General features: G+C 68.1%; 21 protein-coding genes. 1 reads left to right on the plus strand and 20 read right to left on the minus strand.

The genetic code is table 11. The features are described 5' to 3' along the window. Positions 1–460: 460 nt before the first annotated feature. The 19 genes from ACSHV8_RS01465 to ACSHV8_RS01555 all read right to left on the minus strand — a co-directional run bounded on the left by ACSHV8_RS01465 (position 461) and on the right by ACSHV8_RS01555 (position 11,382). Positions 461–1,057, minus strand: coding sequence for a hypothetical protein (locus ACSHV8_RS01465; protein ID WP_436528590.1), 597 nt, complete (start codon positions 1,055–1,057; stop codon positions 461–463). A gap of 185 nt (positions 1,058–1,242) precedes the next feature. Beyond that, positions 1,243–1,368 (minus strand): hypothetical protein, encoded by a 126-nt coding sequence (locus ACSHV8_RS01470; protein WP_436528592.1) that lies wholly within the window; start codon positions 1,366–1,368, stop codon positions 1,243–1,245. Next, complete coding sequence (locus ACSHV8_RS01475) at positions 1,355–2,224, minus strand: hypothetical protein (protein WP_436528594.1); 870 nt, start codon at positions 2,222–2,224, stop codon at positions 1,355–1,357. Before ACSHV8_RS01475 ends, ACSHV8_RS01470 begins: the two co-directional genes overlap by 14 nt. A 17-nt stretch (positions 2,225–2,241) precedes the next feature. Then, complete coding sequence (locus tag ACSHV8_RS01480) at positions 2,242–2,592, minus strand: hypothetical protein (protein WP_436528596.1); 351 nt, start codon at positions 2,590–2,592, stop codon at positions 2,242–2,244. A 205-nt stretch (positions 2,593–2,797) separates the two neighbouring features. Then, the gene (locus ACSHV8_RS01485) at positions 2,798–2,956 is read right to left on the minus strand and encodes a hypothetical protein (protein WP_436528597.1); all 159 of its coding nucleotides are present in this window, start codon (positions 2,954–2,956) and stop codon (positions 2,798–2,800) included. Further along, positions 2,953–4,986: an ATP-binding protein gene (locus ACSHV8_RS01490; protein ID WP_436528599.1), complete on the minus strand. Its 2,034-nt coding sequence runs from the start codon at positions 4,984–4,986 to the stop codon at positions 2,953–2,955. Before ACSHV8_RS01490 ends, ACSHV8_RS01485 begins: the two co-directional genes overlap by 4 nt. After that, entirely contained in the window at positions 4,986–5,348 is a 363-nt protein-coding gene (locus ACSHV8_RS01495; RefSeq protein ID WP_436528600.1) for a hypothetical protein, read from the minus strand. Before ACSHV8_RS01495 ends, ACSHV8_RS01490 begins: the two co-directional genes overlap by 1 nt. Positions 5,349–5,364: 16 nt before the next feature. Next, positions 5,365–5,853: a Pycsar system effector family protein gene (locus ACSHV8_RS01500; RefSeq protein WP_436528602.1), complete on the minus strand. Its 489-nt coding sequence runs from the start codon at positions 5,851–5,853 to the stop codon at positions 5,365–5,367. 90 nt (positions 5,854–5,943) lie between these two features. After that, complete coding sequence (locus ACSHV8_RS01505) at positions 5,944–6,465, minus strand: hypothetical protein (RefSeq protein WP_436528604.1); 522 nt, start codon at positions 6,463–6,465, stop codon at positions 5,944–5,946. 34 nt (positions 6,466–6,499) lie between these two features. Beyond that, entirely contained in the window at positions 6,500–7,024 is a 525-nt protein-coding gene (locus ACSHV8_RS01510; protein WP_436528606.1) for a hypothetical protein, read from the minus strand. 65 nt (positions 7,025–7,089) lie between these two features. Beyond that, positions 7,090–7,836, minus strand: a complete 747-nt coding sequence (locus tag ACSHV8_RS01515; RefSeq protein ID WP_436528607.1) for a hypothetical protein — start codon at positions 7,834–7,836, stop codon at positions 7,090–7,092. A gap of 3 nt (positions 7,837–7,839) precedes the next feature. Next, positions 7,840–8,325 carry a single-stranded DNA-binding protein gene (locus ACSHV8_RS01520; RefSeq protein WP_436528609.1) on the minus strand — a complete coding sequence of 162 codons (486 nt, stop codon included), beginning with the start codon at positions 8,323–8,325 and terminating at the stop codon, positions 7,840–7,842. Beyond that, positions 8,318–8,566 carry a hypothetical protein gene (locus tag ACSHV8_RS01525; RefSeq protein WP_436528611.1) on the minus strand — a complete coding sequence of 83 codons (249 nt, stop codon included), beginning with the start codon at positions 8,564–8,566 and terminating at the stop codon, positions 8,318–8,320. The genes ACSHV8_RS01520 and ACSHV8_RS01525 overlap by 8 nt, the downstream gene beginning before the upstream one ends. After that, the gene (locus ACSHV8_RS01530; RefSeq protein WP_436528612.1) at positions 8,566–8,736 is read right to left on the minus strand and encodes a hypothetical protein; all 171 of its coding nucleotides are present in this window, start codon (positions 8,734–8,736) and stop codon (positions 8,566–8,568) included. Before ACSHV8_RS01530 ends, ACSHV8_RS01525 begins: the two co-directional genes overlap by 1 nt. Positions 8,737–8,950: 214 nt before the next feature. Further along, positions 8,951–10,156, minus strand: a complete 1,206-nt coding sequence (locus ACSHV8_RS01535; RefSeq protein WP_436528614.1) for a hypothetical protein — start codon at positions 10,154–10,156, stop codon at positions 8,951–8,953. Further along, the gene (locus ACSHV8_RS01540) at positions 10,153–10,428 is read right to left on the minus strand and encodes a hypothetical protein (protein ID WP_436528616.1); all 276 of its coding nucleotides are present in this window, start codon (positions 10,426–10,428) and stop codon (positions 10,153–10,155) included. Before ACSHV8_RS01540 ends, ACSHV8_RS01535 begins: the two co-directional genes overlap by 4 nt. Continuing rightward, on the minus strand, positions 10,425–10,793 hold the full coding sequence (locus tag ACSHV8_RS01545) for an RRQRL motif-containing zinc-binding protein (RefSeq protein WP_436528618.1): 369 nt from the start codon (positions 10,791–10,793) through the stop codon (positions 10,425–10,427). Before ACSHV8_RS01545 ends, ACSHV8_RS01540 begins: the two co-directional genes overlap by 4 nt. Continuing rightward, positions 10,793–11,188 carry a DUF6284 family protein gene (locus ACSHV8_RS01550; protein ID WP_436528620.1) on the minus strand — a complete coding sequence of 132 codons (396 nt, stop codon included), beginning with the start codon at positions 11,186–11,188 and terminating at the stop codon, positions 10,793–10,795. The genes ACSHV8_RS01545 and ACSHV8_RS01550 overlap by 1 nt, the downstream gene beginning before the upstream one ends. Positions 11,189–11,208: 20 nt before the next feature. Next, positions 11,209–11,382, minus strand: a complete 174-nt coding sequence (locus ACSHV8_RS01555) for a hypothetical protein (protein WP_436528622.1) — start codon at positions 11,380–11,382, stop codon at positions 11,209–11,211. 705 nt (positions 11,383–12,087) lie between these two features. On the opposite strand from ACSHV8_RS01555, the gene ACSHV8_RS01560 reads away from it, so the two are divergent. After that, on the plus strand, positions 12,088–13,173 hold the full coding sequence (locus tag ACSHV8_RS01560; protein WP_436528624.1) for an XRE family transcriptional regulator: 1,086 nt from the start codon (positions 12,088–12,090) through the stop codon (positions 13,171–13,173). On the opposite strand, the gene ACSHV8_RS01565 is transcribed toward ACSHV8_RS01560, so the two are convergent. Further along, positions 13,170–13,979, minus strand: coding sequence for a GntR family transcriptional regulator (locus tag ACSHV8_RS01565; protein WP_436528626.1), 810 nt, complete (start codon positions 13,977–13,979; stop codon positions 13,170–13,172). The two genes, ACSHV8_RS01560 and ACSHV8_RS01565, sit on opposite strands and share 4 nt — an antisense overlap. Between the last annotated feature and the right edge of the window lie 101 nt (positions 13,980–14,080).

Consider the following 14,080-nt stretch of genomic DNA (forward strand, 5'->3'; position numbering starts at 1 on the left):
AGGTAACGCCCGATGCCGGACGACCGACCGGAGAGGAAGCGCTGGCAACTGAGTAATGCCACGGTGACGACGTTCGCCGCGGTGCTCTCGGCCATCGCTGCTCTGATCGCCGCTCTGAACGGGTGCAGCCCTACCTAAAGATCAGGTAGGGCTGCGGAGCAGGGGTCTCGGCTCGTTGATGTAGCCGGCAAGCATGTCGCGGCCGGGGCCCTTGCCTTCACCACTGCAATGATCACAAGCTGTCCGGTCGGTTAGGACTGCAGGCGATGTGCGTGGGACTTTACCGGAGACAAATCCCGCTTGTCAGGTGTCCTACCCCTCTACATGCGTAGAAATAAGTACTGCAAACGAGGGGGTGTTTGAAAAGACCGTTTCCGATCTTCGCTTTGGTTTCTTTGACTACATCACGGGCTGTGTCTGCCGGCGACGGCCCAATAACGCGTCGCGTCGAGCTCAAGCGCTACGCGACGCGTCGTGCGCAGATGGGGTCGACGCGTGCGTAGACGTCCCAGGCCCGGGCGACCGCGCCGGATCCGGGGAACAGGTCGTCGAGGGTGTCGCCGGGTGCGGCGCCGAGCAGGTCGAACATCCACCGGCAGAACGCGGCCGGTTTCGCGCCGATGATCCGGCCAGGCAGGGTTGTCATCGCGGCCACGCCGTGCACGAGCGAATCGACGCGTCGCGCAGGACCTGTTGACGGCTGTTGGCGACCGCCGCTGTAGATCACCGGTTCCCACGCACTCAGCGGCCACCTGCTCGCGGTGGGTCGCTCGCCCTTGTGCCAGGCAGCAACCCGTACCCCTGGCGGGCAGAGCGCCAGGACGGCCGGCAGGGCAGCCGCCGAGGTGGACAGCGCCCACCCGTCGAACCCGCTGAGCTGGTTGATCAGGGCGGCGTGATCGACCTCGCCGCCGTAGTCGCGGTGGCTGCGGTAAAGCCGGGAATTACCCGGGTACGGCGGGTCCGCGTAGGCGAGGCGTAGCGGGCGGCCGTCCGCGACGGCTACCGGCCGGCCGGCCGATCGGGTGAACCGGTGCCGGGCCTGCCTGCAGCGCACAGAGCAACACACCGCATCCCGCCTCGTTTGTGACGGGATCGGGCCTTCACACCATGCGCAGACCCGTCGCGTCTCGCCGGCGAGATGCGACGCGTCGAGCCCCGCCGCGGCGCTACACGAGGCGTCGCGTACCGCGGCCGCCAGACGCGACGCGTCGATTCCGCCGGCCGGCGCGACGGCTGCCGTCATCGGCTGACCTCCGCACCGTACGGGAAAGCGATCGTCGCGGCGTCGCCGTGTTTGACCTTCTTGTGCTGCGATTTGGGCAGGATCCGGGCTAGCTCGCTGCGGAACGCGTCAAGGTCGATCATCGAGTTCCGCCATCTGTGGGAGGAGCCGGCGCATCAGGGCGACGCATTCGGCCGGGTCGCGCGGCGCCCGTTGCTGCTTGAGGCGCGGGTGGTGCAGGTAGGAGCTGTTGGGTTCCAGGTCGCCGAGCCAGCGGTCGAGCCAGCGGCCGAACGCATCACCGGAGGCGACCTGTGCGGCGTGAGCGGCCGGCCAGCCCCGGTCGTCGAAGGACGTCACCAACTCCGGGGCGCTGTGGGCTTCCCACGCGATCAAACGTCGGCCCCGTAGCGCGGTGACCTGGTCGATGACGGCCAGCGGAGACATCAGGGCCAGGTCCTCGGCGTACGGATGCCGCGGGTCGGGTTCGGTGATGTAGTGCCGGATGCTGGCGTCGAGCAGGACCTGCCCGTTACGGTCGACGATCAGGTTCTTTGTCCAGTCCGGCTCGTACTCGCGGGCGCCGAAGATGACGGTCGGGTCGTCGAGCACGCTGCGCGCCCACGCTGCGACCGCGGGCCGGTCCGCGGCGCGTTCGCGCTGCCAAAGCCGTTCGGCGGCCGGGCCTTGGCAGGTACCGCAGTAGCGCTCGCCGTCGCGGCCCCTGGGATGGGTGTCCTTGCGGGTAGCGCCGCAGTCTGCGCAGGTGCGCGCCTTGTCGTACAGCCGTTGCCGGCCCGGCGACAGCGGCGGCATGTCGACAGCGTCCGCGGCCCGGTAGAGCAGGATCCAGGCGTGCCCGGACCAGTACTGGCCGGTGGCTTGCTGGTCTTTCGCGAGCTGGCGCCGGTCCTGACGGAGCATCTGCTGTGTGGCCAGGCCGGCGATGGTGAGCAGGGCCTTGAAGTCGTAGATCGGTAGTCCTTGTGTGTTGTCCACAGATCTGTCCTTCCTGCTCAGCGCAGCCAGTAGACGAGCGTGCCGAGCACCCCGGCCAGAGCCAGCACGCCGGCGGCGACGGCGGTGCGGGGCAGGCTGGCGCGCAGTTCCCACCGGTAGCGGCGGGCCAGCCAGACGGCGCCGGTCAGGACGACGGCGAGGGTGGCGAGCAGGGTGAGCCGGGGCAGCCACCAGGCGGCGGTGCGGACGGCGAACCAGGCCGCGACGGCGACGGTGGTGAGGATGAGCAGGGTCGGCAGGATGCGGGTCGCCGTCCATCGGATGATCTCGAAGGCGGCGAACCAGCGCCAGAGGCGGCGGCCGAATTCGTAGGCCGCGCCGCGGCGGGCGAGGCGGAACCATGACATGGCGTGAGGTCACTTTCTGTGGAAGTCCGGGGGATTTCACGGATTTCACTTCACGGACTTCACGGAGGCTCGGGCGCGCGCACGCGCACGCATAGACGCACCTGACGGGCGTCCGCGTGAAGCGCGTGAAGTCCGTGAAGTGCGTGAAGCACGCGCCCGAATCCGTGACACAACGTGACGGATGCGGGCGCGTGAGGGTGGTGGGTTAGCAGCCGATGCAGCGGCGGCAGCCGCGGGCGCCGGGCCGGAAGTGGCGCGGCTTGCGCCACGTGTGGCAGTACGGGCAGCGGGTCTCGACGGTGTTGAACGGCCACCACGGGGCGACCTGCCGGACCCGTTCGGCGAGCCCGCCCAACGCGGTCACGCCGGGGCCCCGGACAGGGCGGGTGCGGCGTCCGGGGCGGGCACGATGATGTCGTACACGCCGCGGTCGCCGGTCCGCGAAAGCAACGGCTCCGGGCCCTGGCAGAACTCCTTCAGGATCTTGGTCAGGGTGGGCGGCTTGAGACCGTCCTCGCCGACCACGTCTACCAGCGCGCTGAACTGCGACGGGCGGCAGACTCGCTGTCCCTGCTGATAGCCGGACAGGATCATTTGCCGGACCATCGCCCGGATCTCCGACGGGCTGTACTGCCGCCCGTCGGCCGGTTCCAGGTCGAGCGGGATCCGCTTGCGGTTCGGGACCCGGATCGGCTCGTACGGATCCCCGCCTTCCTCTGGCAGGCATTCCGGGTCCCGCGCCGGCGGCGCGCACTCGGTGTCCCGGTCGGCGTCCGGGTCGTCGTCGCGGCCTTCGTCCACCACCTCGCCGGTGCCGACCGGTGCCGGCGGGCGCGGCGGTACCGGGGCGCCGGCGGTGGCGCCCGTGTCGTCGGGGGCCTCGCCGATCGAGGCGAGGTAGGCGATCAGTTCGGCCACGAGTTCGTCCCGGTCGATCTTGAAGGTGCGGCCGGGCAGGGACCAGTCTTCGGGGTCGGTGCCGGGCACCTCGGCGTAGAGGGCGCCGGGCTTGCGGTTCTTCCACGACGGGTCGGCGCCGGCCTCGATGGTCTCCTCGGACAGCAGCCGGGCAGCCTCGGCGATATCACGGACACCCATGACGATTACGCCGCCGATGGTGGAGCGCACCGAGGTGGGTAGCCGGTCGCCGGTGGCGCGCTGCTGGCCGAGCAGCACGAAGATCCCGACGGAGCGGACCGACTCGGCCAGCTCCACCATGGTGTCCTCGCTCTCGATGAACTTGGACGCCTCGTCCACGATCACGACCTGGAACTTCGGGCACTTGGTGCAGCCGGCGGTCCACTGGTCGTGGCCGTGGCCGCCGATCTGCGCGGCCCGGCGGGCGACCTCGGCGATCATGCCGTCGAGGTAGCGCTCGCCGTCGGTCTGGTTGTGGATCATGACGTGCATGGCGTCGCGGAACGCCTTCGGCAACTGCAGGCCCTTGCGGCCGTCGATGTAGACGACCTCGGCGTCGACCCGCGAACGGGCCTCGCAGGCGAGTTCGAGCTGCAACGCGGTCTTGCCCGAGCCGGAGGCGCCGAGCAGGACCAGCACACCGATCGCGTTGCGTTCGGCCTTCGGGTCGCCGGGCAGGATCAGCGGCACGATCGAGCCGGTCTGGTAGACCGCGAGCCGGATCGGGTCGGCGATCGACCCGCCGGGCGCGGACAGGCCCGGCCACGCGGGCGGGTTTTCCAGCATGTCGACCGGGGAGATCTCCATCCGGCCGACCCGTGGGGTGCCGCGGTCCGGGACCATCCGCACCCCACCGACCGGGACGTCCAGGGACGAGGCGATCGCGGTGCGGACCTCCTTCTTCTGCAGGTCGGCGAAGTTGCCGCCGTGCACCATTTCGGTGTGGGTGACGATCCGGCCGTCGATCATCTTCGGCGTGCCGGTCTTGCCGATGTCCTGCAACTCGCGGACCCGGTCGCCGAGTTCGCCGAACACGCCGGCCCGGGCGTCGGTGCCGTCGCCGCGCAGCAGCTTGGTGACCGCGAGCAACAGCGACGTGGTGATCATGATGATCAGGTAGACCATCACGGCGTCGAACGACCACGGACGGAACGTGAGCACGAACAGCCCGCCGCACGAGCAGATCGACATCAGCATCGACGCGACCCGCAGTTCGAACTTGCGGGCGCGACCCACGCCCCACGTACACCACACGATCAGCGTGGAGCAGATCACGATCAGCCCGGCCCGCCAGGCGGCCTCCCAGACGGTGGGGTTGGCGTAGGCGCCCCACATCCGCGACAGGATGCCGGCCAGGATCAGGTTGACCACCGCCGAGACCGGCGGGATCACGTACGGCAGCGGGTTGCCGTGCACCTCGCGGCTGGCGCCGCGGGCCAGGTTCATGCCGCCGCTGTAGCGGCTCTGCCGGGCCATCAGGCGGCCTGCCGGCCGTTGCGGCGACCGCGGACGTTGAAGTCCGAGTCGCCGGGCTGCTCGTCGTCCAGGGCGATCATGAACGCCTCGAACCGGAGGTGGCAGGTCCGGGCGTACTTCGCGATCACCAGCATCTCGTCGGCGGCTCGCACGAGCGGCCGGGCGACCTGCCGGCCCCAGAACTTCGCGCGGAACCGGGACAAGCCGTTACGGCGCCCGTAGCGCTCCAGTTTCATCCGGATCATGCCCGCCAGTTCGTCCAGCTCGTCGTGCCCGGCGATCCCGACGTTGCGGATGCCTTCGAGCAGGTCGAGCAGGTCGGCGTCGTCCTTGATCTTCAGGTCGGGAAACAACTGCGGCATCGTGCCGTCCTTTCGATCAGAGCAGGGCGGCCAGAGCCGCGGTCAGGGTGAGGCCGGCCAGGCCGGCGAGCAGCAGATCCACGGCGATACGGATCCGCCGGTACTTGGAGACCGCCGAGCGCGACAACGCGATCAGCGCCTCAACCTCGCGCGACTCGGGAGTGGCCCGAGCGATCCAGACGGCGTCGCGCCGGGTGAACTCGCTCCGGACCGTGGCCCAGTCGAGCCGGGCATAACGGACGATGCCGGAATCGCCGGTCAGGTTCGGGCGGATGGCCAGGGCGAGATGAGCCACGGCCGCGGCGACCACCGCGGCGGTCAGCCAGCCGGCGGCAACCGCCAGGCCGGGCAGGGCGACGCGGGCCAGCAGCGCCAGGAGCACGGTCAGCACCGTGCCGGCCAGGGCAAGCAGCGTCCCGGCCTTAGCGTCGGCCCGGGACAACTCGGTACGGACGTGGGCGGTGGCGGCGCCGAGTTCGGTCGTCGCCTCGATCTGTACGGACATGCAGCGATCTCCAGACACGGGAGGATCAGGAGGGTGAGGCCTCGCGCCTCAGGTGAGTGGCCCGGCCGCGGTCACGGCCGGGCTACCGGGTCAACGGGGCAAGTGGTCGCGGCCCTTGATCGTCAGCGCGACGTCGTACATGCCTTGCGTGATGACGTCGAGCGCGCTCGGCCAGATCTCGTCGTCAGGCTCACCGATACGAGTGATCGTGATGTGCCCGAGTTGTTGGAGCCGAACGACGTCGTCGGCGCCAACGATGTTGTTGCTTTCGGTGCCGTACAGCCGGCACACCATGATCGGATACGGGTACGCGCCGAGCGTGGTGCGGATGTGGTTGCCCGGGTCGTTGATCACCGTCTTGATTCCGATGCCGGTCAACCGCAGCCGGATCTTCAGGGATGTTGCTATGCCGAGGCCGCCGTCGAGCCGCAGAGCGTGACGGAGCCCTACTTCGGTCCCGTCCGTCGTGGCGGAGATCAGGCCACGGTCGTCGAGGTCGATGAGTACGTCTTCTCCGACGTCCTGGTTCGGTGCGGCCACCGTCAGCGGCAGGCGACGATGTTTATGCAGGTAAAGGTGGTTGAGGATGCGCCAGTGCGCAGCAGATTTCACGGCTATTGAACCTCCCGAGACGGACTCGGCGAGATCAGAGGTAGGCGACGAACGTCTTGCCGCGTTCGGTGATCTGCGCGTAGACCAGATCCAGGCACTCGGCGACATCATCAATCGGGATCTCGATGTCGCCGTCGGTCAGATGGACGGTGAACAGGCCGCGCTCGGCCTGGTCGTACAGCTCGCCGTAGCTGACCGGCCGATTCGGCAGGCGGTTGGCCAACCTGCCGAGCGAGACCAGCTTGCCGAGCCCGGCGCGCAGGGCGCACAGGATCAGGTGCTGCGGGTTGTGGCTGGCGTGGTAGATCCCGGCCTGGGTCAGTCGCAGCCGGATCCGGGTTTCGGGCAGCCGCTGCAGCGGGCCGCGGGTGCACTCCTCGCCGGCGACGCGGGCCTGCACGAGGCCGCGCTCGACGACCTCCACGACGTCGTCACGGTCAACGGTCTGGCTGGCGATGACCGTGGCCAGGGTCGGGCTCGTGCGGCGGCTGAGCTGGTCGGGGTGGTAGAGGTAGCTGATCACGCGCCATTGCTCGGCGGTGAGGTGTCGCTGACTCACGTGCGGTTTCTCCGATCGGGAGGGTACGGATTCCGCGCCTGGCTGGCGCGGGGCACAACCGGGGATCAGAAGTAGGCGACGAAGGTTCGGCCGCGGCTGGTCTGGCGGGCGTAGGCGATCTCCGGGCACTCGCGGACGTCGTCGATGGCGATGTCCGCGCCGCCGTCCGTCAGGCGGGTCTCGATCAGTCCCCGATCGGCCATGTCGCAGAGCTGGTCGAAGGTGACCGGTGCGTGTTGGAGCAGGAAGTTCAGCGACCGATCGCAGATCAGGAGCGTGCACAGGGTCAGGTGAAGGGGATCGGTTCCCGCCCGGGTGCTACCGGCCGGGGTGATCCGCAAGCGGACTTTGGAGGCAGCCTGCCTAGGTGCAAGGGCCAGCCGCTTGACGGCATCGGCGTTGAGCGGCTGGCCGGCGAGCCGCGCCTCGGCATAGCCCAGGTCGATGACCGTGATGATCGTGTCTAGGTCGACGACCTGCTTACGCATCACGCTTGACACCGTCGCGCCGGTGAGGCGTTTGGTCTCAAACGGCTGGTACAGGTAACTGATCACGCGCCAGTGATCGGCGGCGAGGGGACGCTTGTTCATGGGTGGTTCCTCCGGTTGGGAGGGCATACGGCGAGCCGGCATGTGGCCGGCGTGGTGGATCGCGTACGGGTCCGGCGGGCAGTAGATCCGCCCGTCCAGGCGCGGTACGCCATCCAGCTCGGGCCTGAGCTGGTCGAACCGGTCGTGCTCCAGGTCGATGACGAAGCCGTCGAGCCAGGGACGCAGCGGGTAGCCACATCCCTGGCAGATGAGCTTGTCCACCGACTAGAACGGCGGCTCGTCGCCGGTCGGCGTCGAGCTGGTCGCGGCGCTGGCGCCGGCGGTCGCCCACGGGTCGGCGTCGGCGCTCGGGTTGCCGGGCTTGGCGCCGGTGGTGCCGCCGGTACGGGTGGCTTTCTGGATCGTGGCGGTGGCGTAGCGCAGCGACGGGCCGATCTCGTCGACCTCCAGCTCGACGACGGTGCGCTTCTCACCTTCCTTGGTCTCGTACGAGCGCTGCTTGAGGCGGCCCTGCACGATCACGCGGGTACCGCGCGACAGGGACTCGGCGACGTGCTCGGCCGCGTCACGCCAGATCGAGCAGGCCAGGAACAGCGGGTCGCCGTCGCGCCACTCGCCGGACTGCCGGTCGAGCAGCCGCGGGGTGGAAGCGATCCGGAAGTTCGCGACGGCGGCACCGGACGGGGTGAAGCGCAGCTCGGGGTCGGCGGCGAGGTTGCCGACGACCGTGATCACGGTCTCGTTAGCCACGGCGGGCCTTTCTGGTCGAGCGGAACACGGGACGGCGCCGGCCGGACCGGCGCGGGCGGGTGACGTAGGCGGTCGCGCCGAGCGCGGCCAGGATGAGCAGACACAGCCCCGGCCCAGCCGCGGTGTCCGCGGTCCGCGCCAGCACGAGGGTGAGCAGCACCGCGACGGCGAGCGGACGCCACGCCCGCGGTGCGGGCCGTATCCACCGGCAGCGCCGGGCCGTGCGGCGAGCGCGAGGCATCAGCGGGTCCGCGGCTTGGGAACGAACCGGCGGTGATCCGGGGTGCCGTCGCAGCCACGCGGGCAGCGCGGCACGCAGGTGGTCTGCGGCAGTTTGGCGGTATGGCCGCACCCGGCGAACGTGATCTCCACGCTCGGCTGATCGGTGCTGCCGGTAGTCTGAGCCGTCATACTGGACGCCTCCTTCGAGGTCTCACGGGATCGATGAGGGGACCGGCGACACGGCATCTGCTTGGCGGTAGGGGCCGTGTCGCCGGGTTGTACACAGTGGAATCCGCCCCGAGCCGGTGGCATCTCGCCGGCGAGGTAGCAGCTCGCCGGGACCGGCAGCAGCCGACCCGGGGCGGGGACCTTGACGCACCGGCGGACCATGCCGCCGGGCGGGTCAGGAAGGGACGCCGGTCAGCTCCGGCTGATGCCCGTTGATCGCGGTGTCCACGCTCCGGCGGCTACGCAGGACGCGGCCGACCCGGCCGGGCGAGGTACGCAAAATGTGCGCGATCTGCCGGTGCGACCGGGAATCGCCGGGGTTGTTGGCGATGGACCAGATCGCGTCCTCGATCTCCTGACTCGTGCGCGGGTCAGGATCCGCAGGCGGAGCTGCGACGATGACCGGCCGCGGGTGGTTCACCCGTAGGGTCCGCACCCGGCGCCCGTGAACCGCTCGCCGGTGCTTGCGTGAAGCGGCGACCTGAGGCGAAATGCCCACGGTGACCGGCTCGGCGGTGATCGCCGCAGCGATCTCGGCATCGATGGGCAGCGCGGCCGGCTGGTCGTCGGAAGGCAGCAGCAGAGCCATGACGCGACGGGTGCGGTCCAACTGCTCGACGACCTCGGCGACCACCGGCTCACCGGCGGTCCGGGCGTTCTTGAGCAGCCGTGAGCGCCACCATCCGGCCAGCAGGCCCGACGTCGTGGCGGCCCGGTGGTGGTTGACCACCATGCGGCGGATCTGGCGCTTCGCGGCCATCTCCGTCAGATCCGGGTCGTCGTCCGGGATCAGCCAGCCCCAGCGCTCGGCGAGGCGTCGCGGGCTGTAGGCGAACCGGCCGCGGCGGGTTCGCTGGCCGGCCGCGGTCAGCGCGGCCCACCACATCAGGAAGATCACGCACGGCACCGCGAGACGCAGCATCTTCTCCGTGAGCGTGTTCGCGTTGCTGGCCACGATCACACCCGAGATCCCGGCGATCAGCGCGGCGATCCACAACATCGGCCCCGGGTGACCCGGTGTCTCGATCTTGCCGTCCGGGCCGTACACGGTGGTGTTGCGGTACTGCTCGGCAGCCAGCGACGTGGCAGTCAGGAAACAGATCTCGAAGACCGCGAACACCAGCACCGCAAACAGCGGCGGCAGGTGCAGATCCTCGGTGGCGATCACCCACATGCCCTCGGCGTTGAGCAGCAACGCCAGGTTCATGCACGCAGACAGCGCGATCGGCCGCAGCGGCTTACCGGAGCGTTTCGCCCACACCGCGAGCCCGACCAGCAGCAGCACCCCGAGCAGGCCACCGGCGAGCAGGAGCAGCCCGCCGAAGTCGTGGACGAACCCGGTCAGGCCGGGCCAGGACAGCACGTCGGCCGGGGCGCTCACGCGGCAGCCCTGCCGAGGTCAGCCGTCACGAGCGGCCGGTGGCGACGGGTGTCCTGCTCGGTCGCGACGATCTCCCGCATCCGGGTGACCGCCGGGGACGTCGGCAGGGATTCGAGGCGTTCGGCCTCGTGGGTCAGGGTGAGGTCGTCGGCGGTGCGCATGCCGGCAGTGAAGGTGGTCAGGCACCGCTCGATCAGGTCGACCGAGCCGGTGCTGACGTACCGGTAGCCCTCGTCCTCGACCACGAGGACGGGCTTGAGAGCAGTGGTCACGTGGTGCCTCCGTCGTGGCAGGTCAGGCACTCGCCGAGCGAGCGCGGAATGCAATAGGGCCGCTCGCGGCGGCAGGACTTGCAGGTCCGGCGGGCGCGCATTGCCGCCGCCAGGGCCGTACGGACAGCCGGCGTCGCGGTGCGCTTCGGGCGGGCCAGGTCGAGCCGGTACAGGTACGCCGTACGCGTGCCGCCCACACCGGCCCACAAGATCTGCGCGGCAGGCTCATGGCCACCCGGGCAGAGACCCTGTTTGCGCAGTTGGCGCCGGGTGGCGTAACCGTCCGGGGCGCCTTTCCACCAGAACGTGGGGAGGCCGTGCCGGGTGCCCTCGGGATCCCAGAACGCGGCGCGGATCCGCGACATCAGGCCGCCACGCGATGCCCGGCCAGGGCGACGCCAGCACGGCACCCGTAGATCGCGTAGTGCTGAACCCTCTCGCCACCACATTTACCGCAGCGCACGATCTTGCAGCCGTACGGGCAGTCCTGCGTAAGGGCCACCTCAATCGACCACGTAGCGCAGTCATGACCGCGACGCGGCCGGCCAGCGATGCTCGACGCAGTACGGGTGAGCTGGGCCTCGCTACGGCGCTTGCGCCGCCAATCCAGGTCGTCCGGGCGCCGGTCCGCGGCGTACAGAGCCTCGATCTCGGCGTCCAGCTCCGCGAGGTCAGCCTCGATCCGCGGCCACTCGGCCTCGATCGCAGCCAGCTCACTCAGCGACGGGCCGTCGATCTCGGTCTCGAAGTCGATCGACATGAGTCGGGAAGTCCTTCCGGTCAGGCGGCCCGCGGCAGCCGGCGACGCCCGGAGCGTCGCGCGGACTCGGCCCGGCAGGTCGCGCACTTGGTCTCGTCCGGCGCGAGCGGCGCCAGGGTCGTGCAGGTCTCGCACTTGCGCCAGACGGCGCTCTGACGTGCAGTGATGCTGACGATCGAAGAAAGTGCGGCCATGGCAATCACGCCTCCTGGCTCGATCGGAAAGCTAGGGAATGCGGTGCAAAGAACGCCCGGTGGACCGGCTCGCCGCTACGGCGGCCGGCCCACCCGGAACGCGTCAAACTCGGCCTTCGGGCAGGCCGTTCAAGTCGAGCTAGGTCTACTTGTCCGCCACCACGCGCTCACGCCGTCGTTCCACCGTCCGCAGTGCCTCGCGGGATGTACGCCGGTCGCCTCATCGCATGTCCACCGCCGATGCCGGCGGATACGGGACAGCCAGTGCTTTTCTGGCCGCTGAGCGGGGCCTAGACCTGTCGCTTACTACTGGCGCCTTCTTGGCTGTTCCCCGCTTCCCAGCGGGAGGTAGGACGCCTGACCGGTTCGTTCTGCGCAGTTCGGTCAACACTGCCTCTGTGGAGTTGTGCCAGTGAGCGGGGGCTCAACTGGTGCGCACCAGTAGTGTTCAACTGGTACGCACCAGTTGTCAAGTGCTGGTTTGGTACGGGTGTCAAGGCCGCTCGTGCCGGGGTGCTGAACTAAGCCAACATCTGTTCGCGCAAATTCGGCAGATCACAGGGGTTAACCTGCGGTTGTTAACCCCTGTTGATCAGTGGCGCCGATGGGGCATCATGGGGAAACCGGACGAGTCGATCGAGAGGCGTCGAGATGGGAAACCAACTCCGAGCCGCACGAAAAGCGCGAGGCTGGACGCAATCTCGCTTGATAGTTGAGATCGAGAATCGCCGGTCGATCATGGGTTTGTCGGCAGTGAACCGCGCCAGCCTTAAGACCTACGTATCCGAGTGGGAGAACGGCCGCCGGTCTATCGGGGAAGGCGACCGACGTGTACTGCGCTCCGTATTCGGGTTAACGGACGGGGAACTATTCGAGCAGGTTGCAGCGCATGACGTTCTCGACGCTGCGTATGCCGAACTCGCACTCAGGATCGAGGAGTCGAAGTCGGTCGACCTTAGAATGATCGATACACTCGCCGGTCAGACTGAGCTATTTCGCTCATGGGACCGACAAATGGGTGCACCCTCGCTCGCCGATCAACTCTCTGCCCACCTATCAACCCTGGAGAATGCGCTCGCGTACTCAGTTCTTCCATCTGCGCGCCGTCCCGTCGCCAGAGTTTTATCAGGAGCGGCGACGCTCGCAGGTTGGCAAGCTTTGGACGTCGGGGGAGTCGACAGAGCATGGCGTCATTACGAATTGGCACGCCGGGCGGCAGTGGAGGCGGAGAATCCGGCTCTAATGGCACATGCGATGGGTGAACAGGCGTATGTTCTCGTCGACACAGGAAATATCGACCTGGCATTCGATTTGATCCACGAGGCGGTTGCATGTGCGCACGGAAAGGTGCCGAATCGTGTCCTGTCCTGGCTCTGTGCAGCGGAAGCCGAAATAGCAGCTACTGCTGGACGACCGGACGATAGTCACGACGCTCTTGAGCGATCTGCTGAGTGGCTGCCGGACGGGCAGGAGATGCGTGATTCGGAAGTGCCGGGCATCTTTCTGAACGGTACGCACCTGACTCGCTGGCGCGGAAACGTGCGGACACTCCTTGGTGAGCCGGGTGCCATCGGCGAATTGTGTACCGCCTTGGACGCGATGGACGGCAGTTTCACCAGGGCGGAAGGTTCCCTAAGAATTGACCTGGCACAGGGATACCTGGCGTGCGGGAAGCTGGGCGAGGCACGCGAACAGGCACGCCTCGCCCGATCATTGGCAAGTCGAACGGGATCTCTGCGGAATCGACGCCGGCTCGACCGGCTTACGGTCAAGATCTCAACAAGCACCTAGACGTTTGGGAAGCCGAATGCTAGGAGGTGAAGCAATCCAACGATCGATCCTGAGCCGACAACAAGGTTATTCTCGATAAGGTCAGGGATTCGAGAACGCGGGATCCATTCGACTATAGCCGATTCCTCGGTCGCCTCGGGTTCGCCGATAAAGGTTGCGCCTCGCGCGAAGTAGACCGAATGCGGAGAGTCGACCATCCCGCTCATGGGCTGATAGCCGATAAGCGGTTGCATCTTGTTTGGTCGCCAACCGGTTTCTTCCTCTACTTCGCGCGCCACGGCCGCCATTCCATCCTCGCCGTCATCTACTATACCGCCGGGAAATTCCCATCCCCATTGGTCGGCAACGAACCGGTGGCGCCACATCATGAGGATACTGTCGGCCTCGTTGGCGACGATTCCGATCGCGGCCGGAAAGAGCCTCACAACATGATGTTCAAACCGTTCACCACCGCCCGGAGGTTGTACGTCAACGAGGTTAAGGCGAATCCACGGTTCGTTTTCGTAGATGTTGCGCTCTCCGAAGGTCTGCCACCGAAGCGCATCTGGCTTTCCGTGGTCGAGTCGCAATTCGGTGAGCCGATCTGTGACTTCCTGCACGCCGGGCACGAAGTAGCCGCGCCCGTGCTGTGGTTCAATGAGGCCAGCGGCCGTGAGCTTGCCGAGTACAAGCCGAATCGTAGTACGGCCAACACCGAGGTCGGCCGAGAGCACGCGCTCTGACGGCAACCGGGATCCCGGCCGGTAGTGCCCGGACGCGATCCGATCGCGCAGCAGCCGCTCGATGGTGCTCGTGACGTCGCCCATGCGAGGAAGCCTAGCGGTGACGCTCATCTGATCAACTCCATCGGGCCGAGCCGGTGACGCGGCTCAGGGAGACAGGTTCGCGCCTGGTTGGGAAGACGGCA

This window comes from Actinoplanes sp. HUAS TT8, assembly GCF_051380535.1.
In the GTDB taxonomy this organism is placed as follows: Bacteria; Actinomycetota; Actinomycetes; order Mycobacteriales; family Micromonosporaceae; genus Actinoplanes.

Excerpts from the sequence above, each read along its gene's own strand:
- ACSHV8_RS01545 (WP_436528618.1), bottom strand. The coding sequence starts at position 10,793 with ATGTCGCGGATCCGCGCCGCGTTCTGGGATCCCGAGGGCACCCGGCAC.
- ACSHV8_RS01565 (WP_436528626.1), bottom strand. The coding sequence starts at position 13,979 with ATGGGCGACGTCACGAGCACCATCGAGCGGCTGCTGCGCGATCGGATC.
- ACSHV8_RS01480 (WP_436528596.1), bottom strand. The coding sequence starts at position 2,592 with ATGTCATGGTTCCGCCTCGCCCGCCGCGGCGCGGCCTACGAATTCGGC.
- ACSHV8_RS01470 (WP_436528592.1), bottom strand. The coding sequence starts at position 1,368 with ATGATCGACCTTGACGCGTTCCGCAGCGAGCTAGCCCGGATCCTGCCC.
- ACSHV8_RS01525 (WP_436528611.1), bottom strand. The coding sequence starts at position 8,566 with ATGCCTCGCGCTCGCCGCACGGCCCGGCGCTGCCGGTGGATACGGCCC.
- ACSHV8_RS01530 (WP_436528612.1), bottom strand. The coding sequence starts at position 8,736 with ATGACGGCTCAGACTACCGGCAGCACCGATCAGCCGAGCGTGGAGATC.
- ACSHV8_RS01550 (WP_436528620.1), bottom strand. The coding sequence starts at position 11,188 with ATGTCGATCGACTTCGAGACCGAGATCGACGGCCCGTCGCTGAGTGAG.
- ACSHV8_RS01500 (WP_436528602.1), bottom strand. The coding sequence starts at position 5,853 with ATGTCCGTACAGATCGAGGCGACGACCGAACTCGGCGCCGCCACCGCC.
- ACSHV8_RS01495 (WP_436528600.1), bottom strand. The coding sequence starts at position 5,348 with ATGCCGCAGTTGTTTCCCGACCTGAAGATCAAGGACGACGCCGACCTG.
- ACSHV8_RS01555 (WP_436528622.1), bottom strand. The coding sequence starts at position 11,382 with ATGGCCGCACTTTCTTCGATCGTCAGCATCACTGCACGTCAGAGCGCC.
- ACSHV8_RS01490 (WP_436528599.1), bottom strand. The coding sequence starts at position 4,986 with ATGGCCCGGCAGAGCCGCTACAGCGGCGGCATGAACCTGGCCCGCGGC.